The sequence below is a fragment of the Paenibacillus sp. N22P23 genome (assembly GCF_059383735.1).
Window position 1 is genome coordinate 226,406 of the sequence record NZ_JBXENT010000002.1, and the last position, 17,558, is coordinate 243,963.

Here is a 17,558-nt window from a genome sequence, read left to right on the forward strand (position 1 = left end):
TCAATTACGTCGTTTTCCCATCCAGCTTGCGAGCCATTCGCCGGATTTCCTCCATCTCCTCTGCCGAGAGCTTCGCTCCGCTTGGCGCATCGGGCATGATCGGAATCGCGGGTTTGCGGCGTCCGCGCGGCGCACCGGACCCGCCTCCCGCATTCCCTCTCGGAGCCTGCTGCACGCTGTCGCGGCGGCGTTCCTTCTCGCTTTCGAGCTTCACTTGTTCCCGCACATAGCCGACTGCTTTCTCGAACGTGTCAATTCCTTTTACAAGCATATTGGATGCTACAGCGTCGATATAGGTCTTCGTGACACGCTGTGCATCGTTAAGACCAAGTACATAATGGATGAGTACGTTAATAACAGAACCTTGAAGACGATAATTATGATCGATGACTTCAAATACTCGAATGAGCCACTCTGGAACAGCCCCTGGAAAAAATCTTGAAATGAAGCGTGTATGCGGTTCATTCCGCATCAGCATATTGTACTGGTGAATATCGCAGCGTCCAGCCAGCTGCGTCGGAACCTCCATGTAGTGCTCAGCCTGTACAGCCACTTCATCCGGAGGCTCTTCACCGTCTTCAGAACCGTTCTCCGCTTTCGAAGCAGCGACTCGTCCAACCAAACGCTGCCGCTCATCGGTACGCTTCCGATCTTGACGATACATCTGATTCGCCCGCAGTTGAAGCTCATCAATGAGCAGTTCGCCTTTACTGGAGAAAACATTGTCTTCATCAAGCAGTCGAACTAAATCAACAACGGTTAAATTATATTTATAAGCTACGTAATTCAACTGGGCAACTTTCTCGTGATCACCGCGCAGCCGTTCGACATGATGTCTGTTTGCCGCATTGCGCGGGAAACGCATGATAATATCGCCGTACCCGATACCTGCGGTTTCCAATTGTGGCTTCGGTGCATGCTGTCTTGCCGGTGCAACTTCTGTCAGTGCCTGTTCAAGCTCCAAATCAATGCCTTGCGTATTCAATCGGAACAGCTCGTAGAAAGGTACCGTTATATTATCGCGCTGGAGTTCCACGCTGGCAAGCTCGTCCGATTCCTTAGCATAGAAGGATTCCCTGAGGGCAATAACGGAATGCTTGCCAACCTTATCGCGGAGCAGCAATGTCAAATGGGGACTTCCGAAAAATTCATCCGGTGATAATGGCTTCATTAACTCGTATTCATAGACGACATCGTCATTGTCTGGTACACCAAGCCTGGACACTTGCAGGAGGCCAACCGCTTCCAGCTTAGAAGCTTGATTGACAAGATCCTGCCTGCCGCGTTCGTTCATTTCCAGGCCAAGCCCCAGCAGCAGTTTGCGCTGCGGTTCAAGCGGGGAATAACCGACTCGATCGTCTGGCACCTGCTGATATAGAAATTGATAGAAACCTGCTGCAAACGCTCCGATCATAGATTGATAGATCAATCCGACCATTTTGCGATCAACAGCACTTAGCGAAAAATCGCGAAAGATGTAGCATCGATGATGCTCTGTAAAGTGGTGCAAATTGCCGATCCGCATCTCATTTGACTCCATCCGCCTTTTATTCTTCCTACTAGTTTACCATAAAAGAGGCCTGCATTTGAGGCACAGAAAAAAGAAAATTCCCCCGCTAGAGGGAACTTTCGCAAACCTAATGATGTGAAGTCGCGTTGGCTGCCCCTTCTTGGACACCTTTGCTGATCAACTCACCGAGCAGTGCTTCTCGTTCTTCGAAGGTATCGGCGATTTCAGGATGCTCCTGTTTCGCCAGCCACTGCGTCATGACGAAAGCTGTCGTGACCGGCTCCTTCATTAGAAGCTGCCTCCCGGCTCCAATGATGCCGTACAGCTCGCTGTTTGGCAGTCTGCGTTTGAGCTCGGACGCGTAGTTCTGCCCCGTTTTGTCGCCTGTTCCATATACTACCAGAATAGGTTGCTTAAGTTGAGGAAGCCGCTTCTGCAAGGAACTGTCCAAGCAAGCAGCTGTATATTCCCGCCACTTCGCAGCATCGCCAAGCTTAGCTTCTGCATGCAGCTCTTCGAAGGAGGACTTGCTTCCTGCTTCCGACCAAGCCGCTTTGAAGGCAATGGGTCCTTTCGGGCTGAGAATGCTTGAAATAAAAGCAGCCTGCAGCTTCGAACGCGTTATGATATCCGTATAAGCGGAAGTGCCGGAAACGATCATGCCTCCGATAAATCGATCGGGATAAGCAAGCAATGCTGCAAGAGCCGGAAACGAACCTGCGCCATAGGAGCACACATACGCTTGCTTCACCCCAAGTCCATCGAGCAGTCTTCTCATATCCTCTGCGATTAACGCTAATGTCAGCTTACCGTTTCCTGCTTCGCTGTATCCATGACCGCGCATATCAAAGCGAATAAGAGAAGATCCCGCCAATTTCTCCTGCAAATGTGCGAACAGGCGACTGGTCAAGCATGGCGGATGCAGACATAGTATTGGCGTTTTCCCGGTACCGTCTTGATGATAATGCAGTGCGGTATCGCCAATAGTCAAAAACGGCATGCGCTACACCTCGGCTTTCGTTGTCAGCTTATAGATGCTGATTGCGATTTCCCTTAGTATAGCCATGCCGTTTGATGTTTCATGTTAGAACATTTTGTATCCGCCTTTGCGCAGCGCACGAATGGTCGCACCACTTACATAAGCGCCGATCAGCGCACCGATTGCCGGCAAAATATCTACAAAGGTAAAGGATGTGAAATTGCCTGAGAAGCTCTTCGTATCGTCCCATGTTTGCCAAACAAACAGCGGAACGAGGATAAGTATGAAGGCATAAATCGGCATAAATGTTGTTTTCAGCAGCATATTCAGAATAAATCCGATTCCAAACATCATGACAAAAAACAAAACTGTTGCAATTACTAACTGTAAAATATTAACGTCACCGTTCATCCCGAGTCGTCTACCCCTTTCGCTACGAATAGTGTAGTAGATGGCACATCCGAAGTCAATTCATTCAGGCGTGTTGTCACAAGTCCGTCATTTGCTCTCCTTTGCTGCGTTACGTTACAATGTAATCGACAATGAAACTGACAGGGAGAGATTAATATGAGTGAAGCAGCACAAACGCTCGAAGGCTGGTATGCCTTGCATGATTTTCGCTCGATAGATTGGACAGCTTGGAAGCTGGCGGATGAAGGCGAACGCGCCATTGCACTGGACGAGCTTCAATCCTTCCTTAGCGAATGGCAAACGATTGAAGATAACAAACAAGGCAGCACGGCCTTCTACTCCATCGTTGGCCAGAAAGCGGATTTCGTGATGATGCATCTGCGCGAAACGTTGGAAGAGCTCAATGCCATTGAGAATGCATTTAACAAAACAACCTTTGCCCAATTCACGATCCCGGCTCATTCTTACGTCAGCATCGTGGAATTGAGCAACTATATGGCACCGGCAGGCACCGACCCGATGCAAAATCCGGAAATTCTGGCGAGATTGAAGCCGATTCTGCCAAAATGGAATCATATCTGCTTCTACCCGATGAACAAACGCCGCGAAGGCAATGACAACTGGTACATGCTCAGCATGGACGAGCGCCGCACGATGATGCGCAGCCATGGCATGATCGGTCGTACCTATGCAGGCAAAGTCAAACAAATCATTACCGGTTCTGTCGGTTTCGACAACTGGGAGTGGGGCGTTACGCTGTTCGCGGAAGATGCGCTGCAGTTTAAGAAACTCGTGTATGAAATGCGTTTCGATGAAGTAAGTGCACGCTTCGGCGATTTCGGCGACTTCTATGTCGGCAACCGGATGACCGATGAGAAGCTCCAAGAGCTGTTCTCGATTTAAAATGATAAAAAAGCGGATGAAACGTCTCAGGACGCCTCATCCGCTTTATTTGTTTAGTCTTCGTCGTCCTCTTCGAGGAGACGCTTCGCTTCAAGATACGCTTCCGTCTGACGGTCGCGCTCCCTGCCTTTCTCTTTAAGCCGCTCAATTCCCGGCAAAATGAGAATATCGACTTCCTTCTGCACCGTATATGCCAAGTCGTAACGGTTCTGCGACTCCAAGAAGGAGCCTACTTCCATCAGCGCGTTGTACCGATCCAGTTCATCACGCGTCAGCAAACCACGAACCTGCACGCTGCAGTGTCGCATTACAGGAATTTACCTTTGCGAAGTACCAGTGGAATCCCACCGATGATGTACAGGTAACGAACGTCAATTGCTTTCTTAAGCAATGCAGCTACGCCGCCTTTGTACTTCTTACCGAATGCAAGACCAACTGCTTCGCCTTTACCAAGGGATGCAACTGTACCTTTGTTCTTGAATTCGAATTTCTTGAGCGGTTGGTTACGAATCGAAGCAACCAAGTTGTGCGCGCAAGTTACGCCTTGCTGCATAGCGATCTGTGCAGTTGGCGGGAACGGACGGCCTTCAGGGTTGAACATCAAAGAGTTGTCACCGACAACATAGATGTTCTCGTGGCCTGGTACGCGAAGCGACTCATCCACTTTAACGCGTCCGCGCATCGTTTCGATGCCTGCTTCTTCGATCAAGCGGTTGCCGCGTACGCCGGCTGCCCAAATGACAGTTGCTGCTTTGATTTCTTCGTTGTCGCCAACGATTACGCCATCAGGAGTACATTCTTTGATTGCTGTTCCGATGCGGAATGTAACGCCTTTCTTCGTCAATACTTGCATAGCGTACTCAACGAGCTCCGGATCGAAACCTGGAAGCGCCGTTGGAGCGGCTTCAATGTTATATAGTTTAACAAGCGAAGGATCCACGTCGTTTTGCTTGCAAAGCTCTGGAAGACGATCAGCAAGCTCGCCCACGAACTCGATGCCTGTGAAGCCGGCGCCGCCGACAACAAAAGTAAGGTAATCTGTGCGGTGTGGTTCGCGTTTGTAACGTGCAAATTGGTACTCAATATGTTCGCGGATTAAACGAACAGAGTTGATGCTGCGAATATTCATTGCATTTTCAAGCATACCTGGAATTCCGAACGTTTCCGGCTCGCCGCCAAGGCCGATTACAAGGTAATCGTAGGAAAGCGTACCATCTTCAAGAATAACTTTCTTGTCTTGCGTGCGGATTTGAACAACCGTCGATTTAACGAAATCGATTTTGAATTCGTCAATCAGCTTGGAGATGCTCACGCGCGCGTTTTCGGTTTTGTCCGTACCTGCTGCAGGCATGTGCAGGTGTGTTGTAAAGTAGTGGTAGTCATGCTTGTTTACAAGCGTTACATCGGCTTCATTGTAGTTCAGTTCTTTTTGAAGACGCAGTGCTGTCAAGATACCGCCGTAACCGGCACCAAGAATAACAATTTTCGGTATGTTGCTCATCGCAGGATCCCATCCATTCGTAATTTCTTTTTCTTTACAGACTTTGTGAAAAATTACACAAACACAGACAATGAATAATGTTAGTGTGTGACCCCTAGCCTACTTTTATGAATAGTCCGTGTCTATTTTCGACAAATCGATTACTAATACCTCACATATTACAAACTTTTCAACTAAAGTTCAAGGGTAATTTATACGAAAATATTTAGAATAACATCCAATTTTCTTATTTCCTCTTAGCTTGTCGAACAGATATAATGTACAAGAAGATTCATCCATGTGTAAGGCAGCATGTGCTCGTTCATTTTGTTACCTTTTTTGGAGGTGTCAACGATGTCCCACTTAGCTAATCCCCAGCATGTCGATATTGCGATTATCGGCGGCGGCCCTGCCGGTATGTTTGCTTCATTCTATGGCGGTATGCGCCAGGCATCAGTCAAGATCATTGAAAGTATGCCTCAATTGGGAGGCCAACTAGCCGCTCTATACCCGGAGAAGTATATATATGATGTGGCTGGATTTCCGAAAGTAACCGCAGGCGAGCTTGTCGAGCAATTGAAGAAGCAAATGGAATTGTTCAAACCGGACATTCACCTGGAAGAGAAAGTCGTCAATGTTATTAAGCACGATGAACGCTCTTTCGAGATTGTGACGGACAAAACTTCGCATTTTGCCAAAGCCGTTATTATTACAGCCGGAGTCGGGGCTTTCGAGCCGCGTCGGTTGGATCTAGAGCAAGCAGCCCAGTACGAGAAGAAAAACCTGCATTATTTCATTAGCGATTTGAATCAATTTCAAGGCAAGCATGTGGTGGTCACAGGCGGCGGCGACTCGGCCGTTGATTGGTCACTTATGCTCGAGCCAATTGCCGCAAGCGTTACGCTTGTGCACCGCAGAGATAAATTCAGAGCTCATGAGCACAGCGTTGAAAATTTATTAAACTCCACTGTCCGTATACTTACACCATATGAAATTACCTCCTTGCACGGTACAAACCGCATTGAACGCCTTACACTGCAGCATGTCAAAACATCCGCTTTCACTGAACTTGCAGTCGTGGATGCCCTCATCGTGAATTACGGCTTCGTCTCTTCCCTTGGTCCGATTGCCGAATGGGGACTCGAGATCGATAATGGTTCCATCGTTGTAGACTCACGAATGGAAACGAGTATTCCCGGAATATTCGCCGCAGGCGATGTCACTACGTATCCCGGCAAGCTGAAGCTTATTGCAGTTGGATTCGGCGAAGCGCCGACAGCCATTAACAATGCCAAGGTTTATGTAGATCCTTCCGCTAAACTCTCACCCGGACACAGCAGCAATATGAAGCTTTAGCTTCGAAATTCAGCACGTATTACAAATCAAAAAAGGGTATCCTAGTCTTTAGCCTGACATGCTGATTTACATCGCAATGGCAAAGGAGGGTACCCTTATCTATGTTATGTCCCATCTGCAATGGCTTGGAGCAGCTTACGGCTATCTGTCCGGTTTGCTCCCTACAAACTGATGATTACGGACGGCTCGAAGACTTTGCCGGTCCCTATGCGCCTTATCAGCCTGACACGTATACAAATAACGAGACGATTCCTTCATTGTCACAATTGGAACAAAGCTGCGGACATATCGTATATTGCTCAAACTGTGTGAAGACATTTGAAGTAATTGTTTCTAAGTGGCACTGAAACGGGGGACGTGTTCTAGGCAGTTATGCGGTATTTATCCGGATTGAGTTGTCTGCGTTTCAGCTCCGCGCTCAGCAATAGAATAAATTCCGGATCTAATTCGAACTTGTGTGCAGCGTCGAAAGCATCGAGCAAAAGGTCGTCTGACAGCTGATCCATATTCTCCACTCCTTCCCTCTTTATTCCAAATTCATCTTAGCATGTCCAAATAGGAAGGAACAAGCGTTCCGATTATCCACAATCACATGTGGACAGCATGTTGGTAAGATGTGGGTAATCGTCGAATAATGAGGAAATACGGATGAGGATATTGTGGATACGGTTATACACAGCCCGACAAAATGCATTTTTGATAAAAAACTTTAATGGCACTCTATCAACCTATTAATCTATTATATTACATCAGGTTAATTACTATTGTGGCCTCGTATTCACTTCAAAAATCCAGATTTTCCCGTTTCTATCAATACCATAATCGAAGCCTAATTGCCCAATCCCCGGAAACCGTCCTTCGAGCACCTCTGTGGAAAGTTGAGTCAGCAGCCGCATTTCACGCTTCTTGGAGCCAACTGCACGACTGGAGAACGATCTTCTAATTCCCTCAGAACCGCTGAGCAGTGTTCCGCCTCGGCAAATATTCGTGACGAATAAGCCAGGTTTAGCTAAGCGCCCAACGATCGCCGTAATCGCCCATTGCCCGGTTGCCTGTTTCACGTACTTCACGCGGTAATCGATTGGTCTGCCGCTGATTGTAGCCAGACTGATCCCTTTCTGAATCAAATAACGACGGGAACTCTTCTTCGACAGCAATGACTGATACATCCCGTCAAACGTACTGAAACGGCTTGTTTTGGAATAGTAGGTATACTTGTAAGTACCTGCTTCTCTGGACACTTTAATGACGCCGTTGCCGCCCGCTCCGCAAACCGGCTTGATGACAACCATCCCATGTGACTGCAGCATGCTGTTCAAATTCACTTTGGAAAACATTCGTGTTGGAGGTATGTGCGGAGCAATGCGACTATGCGATAACAAAGCCTCCGTTTTCGCCCATTTACTCGCCAACTGCCTGCCTTGTTCCGTACTCATTCAGTAATCCCATCCTTTCCTTTTCTACTGTCCTATAGTTCACAGCATATGCCTCGCAGACATCTATCTCTTGGATGATTGTTAGGGTCAACTCGCCTTATTTAATAGGCTGATAGAGCAGAAATCGTGCCCGGTATTACCCGGGCAATGATTGTGGAGACATTTGCCGCATGAAAAACACCCGGTATGGACGCTGGAAGCACGTCTTACCGGGTGTTTGACTGGATGGAATCGTTATAGCGATCAGGACTCTCCTTCTAGCTGCTTACTCTTAAAAGGCAGGAAACAGGATTGAACGGCAAATGCGAGAGCCAGCATCTCTGAGCCGAACCAGAAATTCGATGCCACAATCAGACAAGCGATTACCTTCATGAGCGGATAATAGTTGGGCGAAATTGTCGCATATTTGTCGTAGTTTGCTGGAGCAAAAACAGCCATCATTATGAGCGAGGCGGCAGTAAGAGCGTACATCCCTATCTCCGGAATCGCGATGTGCGGGAGAACTGATAATACAATCGTGGAAGCCGCAATGCAGCTGACATTCGTAGGCAGATGGTAGCCGCCGGATATAAACCGGATCACTGCAAAGACGACCAGCAGCCCGCCTGTCTTGAGTGGCTCCCCGCTCACAAGTCCAATGAGGAGCACAAACGTCGCGATCGAGACCGTGTTCAACATGATTTCAAGAAAATAGACGATAACAGGGACTGATGGCGCTATCGCCCCGCTCTCGGTCATTTTGGCGTGCAGTGACGCGGCTGTTTTCTGAAGCATCTTCACGTTCCTCTCGGGCAGGGGTTACATGTGATGGAGGTCTGGTTAGCCATTTCATTCTAATGGTTACTAGTATAGCAGAGATGCTTCTACCGCAAAATCACAATCCGATCTAAATATCAAGCAGCCTGACGTTCTTTCTTCTTGCTCACCGGTTCATTATAATGGGAATGTAACCCAAATGAAGGAGTGAATCCACGATGAAGTATCGTAAGTTAGGCAAGAATGGTCCTGAGATCTCCGTGATCGGCTTTGGCTCATGGGCAATCGGAGGCGCCGGCTGGGCGAGCGCTTGGGGCAATCAAGATGATGCTCAATCCGTGGACAGCATCCGCGCAGCACTTGATGCAGGTATTAATTTCTATGATACAGCAGCCGTTTATGGGCTTGGACATTCCGAGGTCGTACTAGGAGAAGCGCTGCGGGGCGATCGTGATAAAGTCGTTATCGCGACCAAATGCGGCTTGGTTTGGGATGAGGCTGGGACGATTACGAAGAGCGGCGCTTACGATTCCGTCATCCGGGAAGCGGAAGCCTCACTGAAGCGGCTCGGTACAGATTATATTGATCTTTATCAGATGCATTGGCCGGATAGCGAAGTATCTGCCGAAGAAACAATGCGCGCGATGGACAAGCTTGTACAGGACGGCAAAGTCCGATACGTTGGCGTCAGCAACTACAATATCGAGCAATTGGAACATTCGCTCACGGTTAGACATGTTGACTCTCTGCAGCCTCCCTATTCGATCTTGCGGCCGGCAGCCGAGCAAGAGCTGCTCCCATTCTGCTTGGCTAACGGCATCGGCGTAGTCGCATACAGCCCGCTGACTTCCGGTTTGCTGTCGGGCAATTATACGTATGACACCAAATTCGGCGAAGATGATTGGCGTTCACGCAATAAAGCACATACAGGCGAAGGCCTCCGCAGCAATGTGGACAGAGCCGAGAAGCTCAAAGTGATCGCGGCGCGCTACGATATCACACTGCCGCAGCTGGCTGTCGCTTATGATCTCGCGCACCCTGCGCTCACAAGCGCTCTCGTCGGCGTGCGCAAGCCAAGCCATATTCTCAGTGTCCTTCCGGCCATTGATGTGGTACTCGATGAAGCAGTTATGACGGAGATCCGCGCTATCGCAGTTGGGTAATGATGTGAATTGAGAGCGGTATAGCTGCTCTCTTGTTGCCAAAAACAAAAAACCTCCTGGAGCAAAGCTCCAGGAGGTTTTCTCATTCTTAAAACCTTAGCATTCGCCGGCTTCAGCCGGTTTACCTGCATCTGTTGCTGTACGGAACGACGAGCCACATCCGCATGTTGCAGATGCATTCGGGTTGTTGATGGTGAAGCCGCCGCCCATAGCGGATTCTTTATAGTCAATTTCGAGGCCGTTCAGGTATCTCAAGCTGTCATTGTCCACGACAACCTTCAATCCGCTGAACTCCATTGTTTTGTCCGTATCTTTAAGCTCATCATCAAAGCCCATGCCGTAAGAGAATCCGCTGCAGCCGCCTTCCTTCACGCCAATGCGCAGGAACAACTCAGGTGACTCTTCAGCCTCCAGCATTTCCTTGATTTTCTCATTCGCTGTCTCGCTTATATTAATCATGGTATCCCTCCTGTAATATTGCAATAAACTCACTATATATTTTATAGTATACTCCACTTCGCGGAAGGACTCAATACACGTACAACCCTATTGTGGCGGTTACGCAGGCAGCACATACAGCAGAATCGCGAAGAAATGCAGCACCGAGCCGCCCAGTACAAACAGATGCCAAACGGCATGATGATACTTAAAACTCCGCCAAACGTAGAACAAGGTTCCAACCGTATACAGTACGCCGCCGATAATAAGTAGCTGCAAACCACCCTGCGCCAGATGTGCTTTAAGCGGCCCCCATGCAAAAACGATGATCCATCCCATTCCGATATAGAGCAGCGTAGACGTGAAGAGAAACTTAGAGGCGTAGAATGCTTTAAACACGACCCCGCATAATGCAAGTCCCCATACAATACCAAACAATGTCCAGCCCGCTGCCCCTTGCACAATATGAAGCACGATCGGGGTATACGTTCCGGCTATGAACAAATAAATGCAGGAATGATCCATTATTTCAAAAACGTTCTTCGCTTTCCCTTCCGGAAAGCTGTGTACGAGTGTAGACGAAATATACAGCAGCAGCATCATGGAACCATAAATAGTAAAACTGACTACATGTGATGCATTTCCTTTAATTGCAGCAAATACGATTAGCAGCACCAGTGCAGCAACACTTAATACAGCACCTAAGCCATGCGTGATCGCGTTAGCTACTTCTTCCCTGCGAGAATACGTATATGTATTCGCCATGAAGTTCACCTCATTTTTATTGAACTGTTTCGCTCTGCTCCCTATTGTAACCTAAATTGCACGGCATCAAAAGGAAGCAGCCTCCTCTTTCTTCCAGCCATTAGGTCCTCTGGCATGACTTAATAGTTGCCGCTGTTCATGATGAGGTTTATAATAAGGGAAGTTATTTGTGTGGGGTTTTTGGAGTTAGGGTAAGTAATTTTTTTCACAATGTTGTTTTTTTTCAATTTATACATTATACACCGGACCTGTAAATGAGTGCCCGGCGAACTGGGAGGATGCTCTTATGAATGTCGTAATACCTACAGATGCTACACGCATGCAAGCCATAGTCGAGAAAGTTCATGCTGGCGAACGACTCAATCGGGAAGATGGAGAATTTCTGTATCGTTCCGACGATTTGCTCACCATCGGCCAAATGGCGAACGAAGTCAACTTGAGGAAGAACGGACGGAAAGTATATTTTATCGAGAATATGAGCTTATACTTCACAAATGTTTGTGAAGCTCATTGTGCGTTCTGCAACTTCCGCAAAGATGAAGGCCAAGAAGGTGCTTATACTCTTACCGGCGCACAAATGATCGAATATGTGGAGAAGCATATTCATCCCGATGTACGCGAATTCCATATCGTCGGCGGCCATAATCCGCATGTACCTTTCCAATACTACGTTGATTCGCTGCAAGCGTTGCATGATCGTTTCCCTAATGTGGCGCTCAAAGCGTATACAGCTGCTGAAATCGACTTTTTCTCACGAATTAGCGGCCTGAGCTACAAGGAAGTTATTCAAGAACTTATGAAGGCCGGCCTGCAAAGCTTAACCGGCGGCGGCGCTGAGATTCTGTCTGATGAATACCGCAAGAAGATGCGTGTAGACAAAGCCGATGTTTCCCAGTACCTGGAAGTACATCGCACGGCACATAATCTTGGTCTTAAAACACACACAACGATGCTCTACGGATCTGTCGAGAAAACCGAAGACCGCGTCAACCATATGCTTCAAATTCGTGATCTTCAAGATGAAACGAACGGTTTCCAAGTGTTCATCCCGCTTTCCATGCAGCCAATCAGCCCGAAAGCGAGCATCCGCCGCCGCAACTCCGCCTTTGACGATTTGAAGGCTATTGCGATCAGCCGCTTGCTGCTTGATAATTTCCAGCATATTAAAGCGTATTTCATCAACATCGGTACACAGCTTACGCAAGTTGCGCTTACAATGGGCGCTTCCGACGTACACGGTACGATGGTGAAAGAACGGATTAGCCATGCAGCGGGTGCACTTACGCCTGAAGGCATAACACGCGAAGATCTGATCTGGCTCATTAAAGGTGCCGGTCGTATTCCGGTTGAACGCGATACGTTCTACAACGAAGTGAAGGTTTTCGAATAAACAGGTATTGCCATGGCTTTGATTAGGACAAGCACTGATGGCTAAGGTCGCGGAGGCATATACTACGGGTAAGAGCAAACAGCGGACGCCGGCCTCCGGCGCCGCTTAACGAATGAAATGCAGAAGATTTTATTGCACACAGAGAAGGTTGGGATTTTGATGAAGCGTTTTGTCATTCTTGGCGGCGGTTATGGAGGTCTTACAGTCGCCCATTCATTGCTGGAGGGTGAACTTCCTGACGACACGATTGTCGTTCTAATTGACCGTATGCCTTTTCAAGGGTTAAAAACGGAGTATTATTCTTTAGTGGCGGGAACAGCTGCAGATATCGATCTGCGTGTTGCCTTCCCTTCGGATCCTCGTCTAATTGTAACCTACGGCGAAGTAACCGATATCGATCTGGACGCGAAGCATATCCAACTGGCCGGTCAAGATCCGCTTGAATACGAGTGGCTCGTAGTTGCACTTGGCTGTACGGACAAATATCATGGCATTGATGGTGCGGAACTGCACTCCAACAGCATTCAGACGTTCTCCGGGTCGCGTAAAACGTATTTGGCACTGAACGATGTGAAGCCGTACGGACAAATCACAATTGTCGGCGGTGGTTTGAGCGGCGTAGAAGTGGCATCTGAGCTGCGCGAAGGTCGTCCTGACCTCAATATCCGGATAATCGATCGCGGGCCGAGCATTCTATCTGCATTCCCGGGTAAGCTGCAGGAATATGTTTCTTCGTGGTTTATCGAGCATGAAGTGGAGATGCGGGGACATGTTTCGCTGCATAAGCTTGAAGAAGGCTGCCTGTACGATCTGAACAATCCAAGCCCCATTCTGTCTGACGTAACGGTATGGACAGCGGGCATACAGCCGGTTGCGCTGGTACAACGCATGAACTTGCCGAAGGACAACCAAGGTCGTCTTATCATTAATGAGAATCACCAGCTGCCGGATTACAACGATGTGTTCATCGTCGGTGACTGCGCCTCCCTGCCGTTCTCGCCAAGCGCACAGGCTGCGGAAGGACAAGGCAAGCAAGTTGCAGAAGTCATGCAGGCAATATGGAGCGGCAAGACACCCAAACTTGGCAAAATTAAGCTTAAAGGCGTTCTGGGCTCGCTTGGCAAAAAAGCCGGCTTCGGACTTATGGGTCGCACCCCGCTTATGGGCCGCGTACCGCGTGTTCTCAAAAGCGGTGTCTTATGGATGTCGAAGCATCATTTCGGCTAAACTAGTAAGATATGGAACCTAACTGGTAGTATTGGTTACATATCATCGATAAGTCGATCTAATGCTTCACGGTCAGCTTGTTGCTTCACAATGGCCTTCATCATGAGTTCTTCCAGCTCTTCAATGGTTTCACCGGCGATAATCTCGCCATTCACGAGACCAAATGGAGCCAAATAGCATTCACCGCAATTGCCCAGGCAGCCGTATTCGATCACATCATAATCCGGATTTTCCTCTAGCTTCTTCATGAGACGGTCGGTGCCATGGTGCATATTGCTAGCACAAAATTCAATCATAGTTTTTAACATTTTTATTTGTTCACCTAGCCTTGAGTGGTTGATATCCATTTTCAATTGCTCTGCTTTGTACTATAATAGGGGAGAAAGGAGTGGATTGCAATGAGTGAAAATGCACAAAGCACAATGTACGATGAGGTTTTGGATGTTCTTGACAAGCTGCGCCCGTTCTTGCAGCGCGACGGCGGCGACGTTGAACTCGTCGACGTAGAGGACGGCATCGTGAAACTTCGTTTGGTGGGTGCTTGCGGCAGCTGCCCAAGCTCGACAATTACACTTAAAGCAGGGATTGAACGCGCTCTGCTAGAAGAAGTCGAAGGCGTACAAGAGGTTATGCAAGTATTCTAATCTCTTAACCTCTTCACCCATTATTTACAATAAAGAGTCTTGCCATTACCCAGCTTATTAGGCGGGGTACGGCAAGACTCTTTTGTTTAGCTCGATGAAGTTTTAATGGATGTCTTGATCGGATCGAAACCTCCGGTTACGTCCACGATATTCCCTGTCAAATAATCCGATTGTGGTAAGCATAAGAACGTAATGACCCGGGCTACATCCTCTCCGCTTCCGGGACGGCCTCTTGGAGACTCGTCATCTAGTTCACCGGAGACCTCTGCGATCGTCCGCTCCTTGTTCACGCCGCGAATATCGCCCGGGCAGACCATGTGAACCGTAATGCCATTGCCAGCCTCTTCGACTGCCAGCGTCTTCGTGAAAGACACCAGACCCGTCTTAGCCGACGCGTAAACGGCCCTATGAGGCCATGCGCGCCCTTCTCCGGCATGACCGAAGCCAAAGTGAATGATACGTCCCCACTGCCGCTTACGCATCCCTGCAAGCAAGTGGTGATCGAGCAGCATCACGCCAAGCAAATTACCGTTGACTAAGCCGATTATTTCTTCAGCCGTATAGTCCGCGAATAACCGTCGCTCGCGAATGAATGGGCCTGCGTTATTGATCAGAATATCAATACTGCCTGTTTGCGACCAAGCCTGCGCCTCAGCCGCCAGACGGGCTACGTCACCTTGAATAGCGATGTCAGCACCGATTGCTGTTGCGCGAACGCCGAATTGCTGCGTAATTTCCCCCGCAAGCAATTGTGCCTCTTGCTCGCTTGATTTATAGTTCAGCACGATGTCGCAGCCCATCTGAGCCAGCGACATTGCTGTCATTTTGCCTAAACCCTTCGCACTGCCTGTAATTAAAGCCGTTCGTCCTTTCAGCTCCATGGGCACCCTCCCAAGTTCAGATCATTTTCTCATCTGGCGATAAGCATGGTGAAAGGTCAGCTTAAGTGTATCCAGCACCATATCCATCATTTCATCCAGATCGCTCATCTGCTGAGTAATATTCTCCAATTGGTGCTGCTCTGAATATGATTCATGGCTTTGTCTGAGATCATCCTGCATTTCCGAATTCATGAAGTGGATCTCCGTATTCCGCCGTTTGCGGATTCGGTTCATCGTCGGCTTGATAAGCTCCTTGAGCTCGTATAGAGGCAGCGCCAGCTCTGAATATGCCTTCCGCTGCACCATCGTACGCAGAACGGTAAAATACGAGAAATGCGGCTTTACCCGCTCGGTTTGCAATCCAAGATAATCGTTCATCAGCGTCCCCAGCTTATCAAGCAGCGAGAACAGCCGGATAAAGGCATTTTTATCAAAGTACACATAGCGGTGATAGTTCATCTGCTCTTCAGCCGACATCGCTGAATAAGAAGCGGAACTAATCATAGCGCTGAACTTGCGGGCTGCATATTGACTTTGCTCGAGCTCATCCAGTGAAGATATAAGGCCAAGCGTGTAAATTTCGTATTTACGGAGCTTGTGATTCTCATCGTGACTCTGCTCGATTACCTTATTCAGCTTTGCAGCATACTGCTCCATCGCCTGCATCGTTTCAAGCAGCTTGCCATCCGAGACACGCGGTGGTTCACCAAACAGCATTCTAAGCATTAGGCAGTCCTCCCGAAGTTATATCTAGTCTTCTTAGAAATGCATTAACCCCGACCTTCACGCCACTTCCATGCTCGAATCATAAAGTCGCACAGTATCCCGAACAGGATCGATATGATGATATTGTGCAATATACTGGTGAAAACAAACCAATCTTCATTACCGATCGTCTTCGTGAGCAGCCAGCCGCTCAGCACTTGGCTGATAACGAGTATGAAAACGAGCAGTGCCGTGCTGCGCAGCGCTGTGTTACTGCTTGCGACCCGCTTCACATGAACCATTAACCAGGTAATCAAAATAAACAGAACTGCGGCCGCAACGCGGTGGATAAAGACGTAACGAGTGGCACCCTCCATATCGGGTATGAGGTCGCCGTTACAGAGCGGCCAGCCTATACATCCGCCGGATGAATCTGTATGCCTGATAAAGGCACCTAAGTAAATGACGAAATAGCTGTAAATAAGAATAGCCAGCGATAAGTAGAACACGGATTGAGGTACGCGAGCAGCAGGCTTGTCCGTTAGTTCCCCTCTCTTCATCCTCCCTGTCCATAAGAGGAGCAGCAGCGTAAACATGAAAGCCATAATGGAGAAGCCAAAGTGAAGAGCCAGTACGGCAGGTGTCGTTGGCCATACGACCGCGGCAGCGCCGAGCAAAGCCTGCAAGAGAGTGAAAAATCCTGAGCCTGATGCGTAAATAATCGGTTCTTTGTAATCACGGTACCACTTCAGTGTTGCAATAAAAGTCGCAAGCACAAGCAAGCCAATACCGCCGCTAATCAATCGATGCGAATATTCGATTAACGATTCCAGCGTGTAAGCCGGTATAAATTTGCCGTTACAAAGCGGCCAATCCGTTCCACAGCCGCGGCCGGAGTCCGTATTCGTCACAAGCGCGCCGGCAATCAACACCAAAAACATCCCTATGCACGTTACAATAGCAAGCGCACGATATCGATTAGAATTCAACATATCCACCTAACTTCCGGAAAGAATCACCTCCAATTATAACGAACTACGATGGCAAATACCATGTTCAAACTGTGAACACAGACAGCCCTTACCTCTTGATAGAAAAGCCCGCTCTGTGCCGATTTCGGACACATAGCGGGCTTCCCTTACCCGGGTTTTCGTTATGAAGACGGAAGTACTTCCGCCACTTGTACGGCACGGTCCAGAAACTGCTCAATTTCCTCTCGGGACTTGCGCAGCTTGCTGACGAAACGAACCAGTTCCTGCCCTTTCTTGAAGGCGATAAAGCTTGGAATGCCAAGAATGTTCAGTTCGCTGCAAAGATCCGGCAAATCGTCGCGGTCAATTTGCAGAAACTGAATGCGATCCCCATAACTGCTTTCAATATCAGGCATAAATGGCTCAATATAATGGCAGTCCTTGCACCAAGTAGTCTTGAATACTGCTACCGTTACGAGGTCATCGCGGTTAACGGCATCTCGGAATGCTTGTTCAGTTGTAATCATCTGCATCGTAGTTTCG

At 48.4% G+C, this 17,558-nt stretch carries 21 protein-coding genes; 6 read left to right on the forward strand and 15 right to left on the reverse strand.

Translation table 11 applies throughout. The features are described from left to right. Positions 1-4: 4 nt before the first annotated feature. From AC506A_RS11780 to AC506A_RS11790, 3 genes are all read right to left on the reverse strand, one after another. Positions 5-1,525: a DnaD domain protein gene (locus tag AC506A_RS11780; RefSeq protein WP_495461885.1), complete on the reverse strand. Its 1,521-nt coding sequence runs from the start codon at positions 1,523-1,525 to the stop codon at positions 5-7. A gap of 112 nt (positions 1,526-1,637) precedes the next feature. Then, positions 1,638-2,510 (reverse strand): alpha/beta fold hydrolase, encoded by an 873-nt coding sequence (locus AC506A_RS11785; protein WP_495461197.1) that lies wholly within the window; start codon positions 2,508-2,510, stop codon positions 1,638-1,640. 84 nt (positions 2,511-2,594) lie between these two features. After that, complete coding sequence (locus AC506A_RS11790; RefSeq protein WP_495461198.1) at positions 2,595-2,900, reverse strand: YuiB family protein; 306 nt, start codon at positions 2,898-2,900, stop codon at positions 2,595-2,597. A gap of 156 nt (positions 2,901-3,056) precedes the next feature. On the opposite strand from AC506A_RS11790, the gene hemQ reads away from it, so the two are divergent. After that, positions 3,057-3,803 carry a hydrogen peroxide-dependent heme synthase gene (gene hemQ, locus AC506A_RS11795; RefSeq protein WP_495461199.1) on the forward strand — a complete coding sequence of 249 codons (747 nt, stop codon included), beginning with the start codon at positions 3,057-3,059 and terminating at the stop codon, positions 3,801-3,803. Positions 3,804-3,856: 53 nt separating this feature from the next. Here hemQ and AC506A_RS11800 read toward each other — a convergent pair whose 3' ends face one another. Both AC506A_RS11800 and AC506A_RS11805 read right to left on the reverse strand, forming a co-directional pair. Next, positions 3,857-4,111 carry a hypothetical protein gene (locus AC506A_RS11800; protein WP_091221092.1) on the reverse strand — a complete coding sequence of 85 codons (255 nt, stop codon included), beginning with the start codon at positions 4,109-4,111 and terminating at the stop codon, positions 3,857-3,859. Beyond that, positions 4,111-5,304 carry an NAD(P)/FAD-dependent oxidoreductase gene (locus AC506A_RS11805; RefSeq protein WP_495461200.1) on the reverse strand — a complete coding sequence of 398 codons (1,194 nt, stop codon included), beginning with the start codon at positions 5,302-5,304 and terminating at the stop codon, positions 4,111-4,113. Before AC506A_RS11805 ends, AC506A_RS11800 begins: the two co-directional genes overlap by 1 nt. A gap of 333 nt (positions 5,305-5,637) precedes the next feature. Between AC506A_RS11805 and AC506A_RS11810 the strand changes: the two genes are divergently transcribed. Beyond that, positions 5,638-6,639, forward strand: a complete 1,002-nt coding sequence (locus AC506A_RS11810; RefSeq protein ID WP_495461201.1) for an NAD(P)/FAD-dependent oxidoreductase — start codon at positions 5,638-5,640, stop codon at positions 6,637-6,639. Positions 6,640-7,001: 362 nt separating this feature from the next. Here AC506A_RS11810 and sda read toward each other — a convergent pair whose 3' ends face one another. The 3 genes from sda to AC506A_RS11825 form a co-directional block, all read right to left on the reverse strand. Then, positions 7,002-7,145, reverse strand: coding sequence for a sporulation histidine kinase inhibitor Sda (gene sda / locus AC506A_RS11815; protein ID WP_495461202.1), 144 nt, complete (start codon positions 7,143-7,145; stop codon positions 7,002-7,004). 255 nt (positions 7,146-7,400) lie between these two features. Next, the gene (locus AC506A_RS11820; protein WP_495461203.1) at positions 7,401-8,075 is read right to left on the reverse strand and encodes a YheC/YheD family protein; all 675 of its coding nucleotides are present in this window, start codon (positions 8,073-8,075) and stop codon (positions 7,401-7,403) included. Between the two features lie 243 nt (positions 8,076-8,318). Then, on the reverse strand, positions 8,319-8,849 hold the full coding sequence (locus tag AC506A_RS11825) for an accessory gene regulator B family protein (RefSeq protein WP_495461204.1): 531 nt from the start codon (positions 8,847-8,849) through the stop codon (positions 8,319-8,321). A gap of 200 nt (positions 8,850-9,049) precedes the next feature. Here AC506A_RS11825 and AC506A_RS11830 point away from each other — a divergent pair, with 200 nt between their 5' ends. After that, entirely contained in the window at positions 9,050-9,994 is a 945-nt protein-coding gene (locus AC506A_RS11830) for an aldo/keto reductase (protein ID WP_495461205.1), read from the forward strand. Between the two features lie 96 nt (positions 9,995-10,090). Here AC506A_RS11830 and erpA read toward each other — a convergent pair whose 3' ends face one another. Continuing rightward, positions 10,091-10,453: an iron-sulfur cluster insertion protein ErpA gene (erpA, locus tag AC506A_RS11835; RefSeq protein ID WP_495461206.1), complete on the reverse strand. Its 363-nt coding sequence runs from the start codon at positions 10,451-10,453 to the stop codon at positions 10,091-10,093. A 99-nt stretch (positions 10,454-10,552) separates the two neighbouring features. Continuing rightward, a complete protein-coding gene (gene trhA / locus AC506A_RS11840; RefSeq protein ID WP_495461207.1) occupies positions 10,553-11,197 on the reverse strand; it encodes a PAQR family membrane homeostasis protein TrhA in 645 nt (214 codons plus the stop codon). Between the two features lie 286 nt (positions 11,198-11,483). Here trhA and mqnE point away from each other — a divergent pair, with 286 nt between their 5' ends. Both mqnE and AC506A_RS11850 read left to right on the forward strand, forming a co-directional pair. Next, positions 11,484-12,587 carry an aminofutalosine synthase MqnE gene (gene mqnE, locus AC506A_RS11845; protein ID WP_495461208.1) on the forward strand — a complete coding sequence of 368 codons (1,104 nt, stop codon included), beginning with the start codon at positions 11,484-11,486 and terminating at the stop codon, positions 12,585-12,587. A 159-nt stretch (positions 12,588-12,746) separates the two neighbouring features. Continuing rightward, positions 12,747-13,814, forward strand: a complete 1,068-nt coding sequence (locus AC506A_RS11850) for an NAD(P)/FAD-dependent oxidoreductase (RefSeq protein WP_495461886.1) — start codon at positions 12,747-12,749, stop codon at positions 13,812-13,814. 35 nt (positions 13,815-13,849) lie between these two features. Here AC506A_RS11850 and AC506A_RS11855 read toward each other — a convergent pair whose 3' ends face one another. Beyond that, positions 13,850-14,122 (reverse strand): YuzB family protein, encoded by a 273-nt coding sequence (locus AC506A_RS11855; RefSeq protein WP_090984765.1) that lies wholly within the window; start codon positions 14,120-14,122, stop codon positions 13,850-13,852. Between the two features lie 90 nt (positions 14,123-14,212). Between AC506A_RS11855 and AC506A_RS11860 the strand changes: the two genes are divergently transcribed. Then, positions 14,213-14,458 (forward strand): NifU family protein, encoded by a 246-nt coding sequence (locus tag AC506A_RS11860; RefSeq protein ID WP_090578360.1) that lies wholly within the window; start codon positions 14,213-14,215, stop codon positions 14,456-14,458. 86 nt (positions 14,459-14,544) lie between these two features. Here AC506A_RS11860 and AC506A_RS11865 read toward each other — a convergent pair whose 3' ends face one another. The 4 genes from AC506A_RS11865 to AC506A_RS11880 all read right to left on the reverse strand — a co-directional run bounded on the left by AC506A_RS11865 (position 14,545) and on the right by AC506A_RS11880 (position 17,548). Then, the gene (locus tag AC506A_RS11865; RefSeq protein WP_495461887.1) at positions 14,545-15,333 is read right to left on the reverse strand and encodes an SDR family oxidoreductase; all 789 of its coding nucleotides are present in this window, start codon (positions 15,331-15,333) and stop codon (positions 14,545-14,547) included. Positions 15,334-15,360: 27 nt separating this feature from the next. Further along, positions 15,361-16,065 carry a Cthe_2314 family HEPN domain-containing protein gene (locus tag AC506A_RS11870; protein ID WP_495461209.1) on the reverse strand — a complete coding sequence of 235 codons (705 nt, stop codon included), beginning with the start codon at positions 16,063-16,065 and terminating at the stop codon, positions 15,361-15,363. 44 nt (positions 16,066-16,109) lie between these two features. Next, positions 16,110-17,036, reverse strand: a complete 927-nt coding sequence (locus AC506A_RS11875; RefSeq protein ID WP_495461210.1) for a COX15/CtaA family protein — start codon at positions 17,034-17,036, stop codon at positions 16,110-16,112. A gap of 161 nt (positions 17,037-17,197) precedes the next feature. Beyond that, positions 17,198-17,548, reverse strand: coding sequence for a thioredoxin family protein (locus tag AC506A_RS11880; protein ID WP_495461211.1), 351 nt, complete (start codon positions 17,546-17,548; stop codon positions 17,198-17,200). Positions 17,549-17,558 lie beyond the last annotated feature (10 nt).